The organism is Rhodococcus sp. EPR-134, from assembly GCF_001647205.1.
Taxonomy (GTDB): domain Bacteria; phylum Actinomycetota; class Actinomycetes; order Mycobacteriales; family Mycobacteriaceae; genus Rhodococcus_F; species Rhodococcus_F qingshengii.
The window spans coordinates 1-4,985 of record NZ_LVCT01000660.1; the positions used below are offsets into that span (position 1 = coordinate 1).

The 4,985-nt window shown below is 60.6% G+C and carries 6 protein-coding genes; 4 read left to right on the top strand and 2 right to left on the bottom strand.

What is annotated here, in order from left to right:
* Positions 1–213 (bottom strand): hypothetical protein (locus tag A2J01_RS28650; RefSeq protein ID WP_156519436.1); only part of this gene is annotated, 213 nt, incomplete at its 3' end.
* Positions 214–424: 211 nt separating this feature from the next.
* On the opposite strand from A2J01_RS28650, the gene A2J01_RS28655 reads away from it, so the two are divergent.
* From A2J01_RS28655 to A2J01_RS28665, 3 genes are read left to right on the top strand one after another with little or no spacing between them, the layout of a single operon-like run.
* Entirely contained in the window at positions 425–1,312 is an 888-nt protein-coding gene (locus A2J01_RS28655; protein WP_064114090.1) for a replication initiation protein, read from the top strand.
* Positions 1,309–1,602: a sigma factor-like helix-turn-helix DNA-binding protein gene (locus tag A2J01_RS28660; protein WP_064114091.1), complete on the top strand. Its 294-nt coding sequence runs from the start codon at positions 1,309–1,311 to the stop codon at positions 1,600–1,602. The genes A2J01_RS28655 and A2J01_RS28660 overlap by 4 nt, the downstream gene beginning before the upstream one ends.
* Positions 1,589–1,915 carry a hypothetical protein gene (locus tag A2J01_RS28665; protein WP_064114092.1) on the top strand — a complete coding sequence of 109 codons (327 nt, stop codon included), beginning with the start codon at positions 1,589–1,591 and terminating at the stop codon, positions 1,913–1,915. The genes A2J01_RS28660 and A2J01_RS28665 overlap by 14 nt, the downstream gene beginning before the upstream one ends.
* A gap of 894 nt (positions 1,916–2,809) precedes the next feature.
* Here A2J01_RS28665 and A2J01_RS28680 read toward each other — a convergent pair.
* Positions 2,810–3,586: a ParA family protein gene (locus A2J01_RS28680; RefSeq protein WP_064114095.1), complete on the bottom strand. Its 777-nt coding sequence runs from the start codon at positions 3,584–3,586 to the stop codon at positions 2,810–2,812.
* A gap of 273 nt (positions 3,587–3,859) precedes the next feature.
* On the opposite strand from A2J01_RS28680, the gene A2J01_RS28685 reads away from it, so the two are divergent.
* The coding region (locus A2J01_RS28685; RefSeq protein WP_156519437.1) for a restriction endonuclease at positions 3,860–4,985 on the top strand (1,126 nt) is incomplete at its 3' end.

Here is a 4,985-nt window from a genome sequence, read left to right on the forward strand (position 1 = left end):
ACCACCGAGCCGCCCGAGCACATCGACCGCCAGCCGAGACCGTCCGCCCACCCGCTCACTGACGGCCACCTTCTTCTCCAACCGAACCTGCTCCACCTCATCCGCCATCACCGTTGCCAGCGCAAGCTGGAAGTCGCTCTCCGAGTGGAACAGAGGCCGCTCTTTACCGAGTCGTTCCATCCACGACTCCACGTACGGTGCAAGATCGAACATTCAGCAGCTCCACTTCGATAGACGGCTGCTCTCCAGACCCGGTCAGGGAAATTCCGTAGACGTAGCTTTCCAGCAGGAGGCCAAGCGCGCGGATTTTGGGTGGGGGGCCGGGATACCTGATATGGCTTGGCACGTCCCACCCGAATAATTTTTCTATATGGCTCGGCGTGTCCGACCTGAATAGTGATCGTGATGCGGCACGCTGTCCCCCATGGACACCTCGGGGGCACTGTTACTCAACGACACGCAGTGGGCCGACGAGGTACTTCTCCCACACCGCCCCTACGCGACGAACTACCTCGAGCGTGGCCAGTACCGGATGCACCGCGACGACGCCCTGACGATGCGTTACGTCGAGCACTCCCCCCACGCACTGCTCGGCTCGATCGTCATCGACTGCGACCATCCAGATGCGGCGATGCGAGCCTTCGAGAAACCCTCGGACCATCCCGCCCCGAACTGGGTCGCCCAGTCCCCCTCCGGACGCGCGCACCTCGGCTGGTGGCTCGGACCCAACCACGTCTGCCGCACCGACTCCGCCCGCTTGACCCCCATTCGTTACGCGCACCGCATCGAGACCGGGCTCAAGGTCTCCGTCGGCGGCGACTTCGCCTACGGCGGGCAACTCACCAAAAACCCCATTCACCCCGACTGGGAAACCATCTACGGACCGTCCACTCCGTACACGCTGCGGCAACTGGCCACCATCCACACCCCCCGCCAGGCACCCCGCCGCCCCGATCGCGCGGCCGGCCTCGGCCGCAACGTCACCATGTTCGACACCGCCCGCAAATGGGCCTACCCCCAGTGGTGGCATCACCGGAACGGCACCGCCGATCAGTGGCTACGTCTTGTCCTGCAGCACTGCCACGCCGTCAACACCGAGTTCGCCGATCCCCTGCCCTTCGTCGAGGTTCGGGCGACCGCGTACTCCATCGGTAAATGGATCTGGCGCAACTTCGACGAAGCCGCCTACCGCGCACGCCAAGCTCACCTCGGACGTAAAGGTGGCAAGGTCATGACACCTGCAAAGATCGAAGCAAACCGGAAACGAGCCACGAAGTTCGATCTCGCCACAGCAATGGAGTACGCGCTATGAGCCAAGGTGGAGCACGAGCCAAGCAACGTCGAACCATCACTGCACGAGAACTCGCGGAACGCCTGGGGTCTTCCGAGCGAACCGCTCGACGCCTCATCGCCGAACCACGGGATGAGTTCCTCGAGCGCGCCAAGGTCCGCCGTGACCGCGTGGTGTCACTACGAAACCAAGGCATGAAATACCGGGACATCGCCGAGGAAATGGACATCACCATCGGAGCCGTCGGGCGGATACTGCATGACGCCCGCAAAATCGAAGAGAAGGAAAACCCGGTCCGTGACGCCTGCTGACCTGAGCGGTCCCCCGTGGCAGCCGAACCCTGCTCACTTGCGCGCTGCGTCTACCGTGCCGATGCAGTATCCGAGTGCACTGATCCGCACTATTCATTACGCGCTGAATTTCCTCGACCGTGAACTCGCCGAACACCCAGAAGACGAGATGATGGCTCAAGCCGAGACCCGCGACGTCTACAGCCTTCTCGTGGAGATCACCGCGGCTCTGCATGGTCTCAGCTCCGAAGCCGATGTCACCGACGAGCAGATCCAGAACGCCCGGTACTGGATGCTCGGACAGTTCGATAATCCTCTTAACCCCACTACGTAGGACTGTACTTAGGACTGAGAGCAAACTGGCTTGCATCCTGGTCCAGGCATCGAATACTCCAAAACTCAAAATTTCTAGAAAGCTTTATTGTTAGAAACAATCTGCAACCTGCAAAATATCCGTTCAACCAAGGACGAGGAAAGATGCCCCCCACTAACTACGCAGCCTGCAAGCACAGCGCCACCTTGAAGGTGACGGATGAAGCTGTCTTGAGCATGCTGAGAGGACTCGCTCAGTACTGCGAATCAGGAACCTACCCACAGATCGCCTGGGGAGGCACCAAAGTCAATCACTGGCTGGCAGCTCGTAAGCACGCCACCTTCCGGTTCACGCAGCCCGACGACCGGGAATTCTTTATCAAAGAGGCAACCCGGCTACTCCCTGCAGAAACATGGGAGCTCACGATAACTAGCGACCACGATCCAGCCACGCCGCAGCGCAGGTAGGTGGTCCGGGTAGATCATTACCTCGCTACAAGAAGAAGACCCTGATACGTGGTGGCCTACTCAAGACGAGTGCACCGCGAGTTCCAACTGATCACCAAACTAACCTGCGTGCCTTCGCCTTCGTGGTATGGGCTACACCAAGAAACTCTAGAAAGTTATTTTGTTAGAAACGATGATTGTACTTGCGTTTCTTGGTTGTTGAGCCACTGCCAAAGCGCCTCGTACACAGCGTCCTGCATGCGGATCCCTCGCTGTGCGCAGGCGGTTTTGACCATTCGCTGCAGATCAGGCGGAAGCCGGGTCGCGAAAGCGGTCACCGTGGCGTCCTTTGGAAGTGTGGGCGGCGCCGCCGCAACCTCCCGAGCGAGTTGCGGAGTAAATGGGTGGGGTCTAGCGGTCTCGGTGACTCGTGGTGTTGCGAACGCGGATGGCTTCTTCTTGGCGGTACTCATGCGACGGTCACCGTAGAGAGCACTCGGTCCAGAGCCGCGTCGAATGCAACTGTCACCTCATGAACTGCTGGACGGACGCTGTGCACCGGGAGATGGTCACCAGTAGCTTCGGCGACCGCAGCACGTTGGGGGACCACCATCGGCAACACCATCTCTCCCAACGCCTCCCGAATTTCGCTGGCCCGATGCGTAGCTTCTCGACCCTGCGCCGGAACCCTGCCGAGCAGGACACCGGAGACGGTGAGGCCGGGGTTGTAGTAGCGGGTAATCGTCTCTATCGCGTCCAGAATCTTCGACACTCCACGGCTAGCCATGAACGATGGTTCAGTCGCGATCAGTGCAGTGTCGGCGGCGATGAGAGCATTGGAAACAAGTTTGCCGACGCTGGGAGGGCAGTCGATCAGCACCAGTGGGTATCGCTGGCGAAGATCGTCGGAGTCGAGCGCTGCTCGCAGACGCTGTTCGACTCCAAGCCCGGAGACCGCGTCCAAGTCGGCCAGATCCAGATCCGAGGGGATCACGCTGACGTGGTCCCACGTCGAGGTGTGCACCGCATCGGCTGCGCTACCGCGAAGCTCCTGAGCGAGTAAATTCGCGGCGGTCTTGCCTGCGAGCGGGTACTCGATACCGAGCGCCTCTGACGCGTTGCACTGCGGGTCGAGATCGATCACCAGAGTTTCGATCCCGCGGGCGCTCGCTGCTGAGGCAAGCCCGAGCACGGTGGTGGTCTTGCTAGACCCACCCTTCTGATTAACAACAGCAACCACAGTCATAACCAATACTCTAACAATCTAAATTGTTAGAAATAGCTATCTAGCATGCGTGTCGAACGACCAATCCCCAACAGTCTCCGTAGAAACCTCACTCGTTTCAGTCGCGCGGACAAGTAGTCGTCGAGCGCTGCCTCTCACACCCGTCCTTACGAGACCTAGTGATTCGTACGCCGTCTCCTAGGTGCGAAAAGAAATAGCACCTGCGCTGTTCCTCGACTGAGGGGTGGGCAAGGATGATCCGAGCACGTTTGTTGTCGCGGAGGGATTGGGTTCATGGGTTCAGTGCACGAGGTCATCGAGGCGTTTCGGCAGGCACCGTCGAATTCGGAGCGGGGCACGAAGTTCGAGCAGTTGATGGTCCGGTACTTCGAACTCGACCCACTGCTCTCGCAGCAGTACGAGAAGGTGTGGCGGTGGACCGACTGGCCGGGCCGCAAGGGCAAGCCCGACACCGGTATCGACCTCGTCGCCCGTGAACGCGACACCGGCGAATTCACCGCGATTCAGTGCAAGTTCTACGAACCCACCCACACCCTTGCCAAAGGCGACATCGACTCCTTCTTCACCGCATCCGGAAAAACGCCGTTCTCCAACCGGGTCATCATCTCCACCACCGACCGCTGGGGCAAGAACGCCGAAGACGCCCTCGAGGGGCAGTCAATCCCCGTGCAGCGGATCGGGCTGGCCGAGATCGCGGAATCGCCGATCGACTGGGACATCGCCTGGCCGCAGGGCGAGCTGCAGGTCAACCTGGCCGAAGCGAAACGTCACGAACCCCGCCTGCATCAACAGTCCGCCATCGACGCCGTCTTCGCAGGCTTCGAGGCCGGAAACGACCGCGGCAAACTGATCATGGCCTGCGGTACCGGTAAAACCTTCACCGCCCTCAAGATTGCCGAACGTGCAGCGTTGGAGAACGGCGGCAACGCCCGGATTCTGTTTGCGGTGCCGTCGATCTCGCTGCTCTCGCAAACTCTGCGGGAGTGGACCGCGCAAACGCAGTTGGATCTGCGGGCGTTCGCGGTGTGCTCGGACACCAAAGTGTCCCGCTCGGCCGAAGACGTCAACATCCACGACGTCGCGATCCCCGTCACCACCGATCCGGTGAAGTTGGCTGCGGAGATGGCGCACCGTAAGCGCGCCAAAGGTTTGACTGTGGTGTTCACCACGTACCAGTCCCTGCCCACCGTCGCGAAAGCACAAGAGCTGGGGGTGGATCCGTTCGATCTGGTGATCTGCGACGAAGCGCACCGCACCACCGGCGTCACGCTGTTCGGTGAGGACGATTCGAACTTCGTCCGCGTCCACGACGCCGACTTCCTCAACGCCGCCCGCCGGCTGTACATGACGGCGACACCGAAGATATTCGTGGACGACGTCAAAGAGAAGGCGGAAGAGC

What these genes read in the sequence shown, in the direction of transcription:
- A2J01_RS28680 (WP_064114095.1), bottom strand. Translation starts at nt 3,586, where the DNA reads ATGACTGTGGTTGCTGTTGTTAATCAGAAGGGTGGGTCTAGCAAGACC.
- A2J01_RS28655 (WP_064114090.1), top strand. Translation starts at nt 425, where the DNA reads ATGGACACCTCGGGGGCACTGTTACTCAACGACACGCAGTGGGCCGAC.
- A2J01_RS28660 (WP_064114091.1), top strand. Translation starts at nt 1,309, where the DNA reads ATGAGCCAAGGTGGAGCACGAGCCAAGCAACGTCGAACCATCACTGCA.